The organism is Pseudoalteromonas sp. NBT06-2, from assembly GCF_002276045.1.
Lineage (GTDB): Bacteria > Pseudomonadota > Gammaproteobacteria > Enterobacterales > Alteromonadaceae > Pseudoalteromonas.
In genome coordinates this window covers 1-380 of sequence record NZ_NQMR01000438.1, presented here as the reverse complement: position 1 = coordinate 380, position 380 = coordinate 1, and the positions used below count along the sequence as shown (strand labels likewise).

Sequence of the window (380 nt, the reverse complement as noted above, 5' to 3'; positions counted from 1 at the left end):
GCCGCTTTTGTAATGGGTGGCCCTGCCCCTGCTTTTGTGTGGCCGTGGGTTTCTAGTTCTGTATTCATATTTTTTACTAGGCTTATTAAGTCTAATAATATTTGAACGGCATTAACTGAATTATTACCTAACCACACTGTTTCGCCTTCTACTTTTGCCAGTTCTGTGGCTTTAGCATGTAAGGTTTTGAGTGTTTCTAAGTTCATGTTGTCGTGGGCCTTGATGTTTACTTGTTTTTTACTGCCAATTAATACGTTATCTAATGCAGTAATTAATGCTTTTTCACCTACAACACATTTTAAGGCGCCCATTATTTCATTAACCTGGTTGCCATCTATTTTTGTAATGTCGTGGGTTTGTATATTGGTTTTACGTTCGTG

1 pseudogene is annotated in these 380 nt (G+C 37.9%); it reads right to left on the bottom strand.

The annotated features are described in order from the left end of the window. Window positions 1-380 (bottom strand): annotated as a pseudogene (locus tag CJF42_RS26435) (hypothetical protein); the annotation flags it as partial.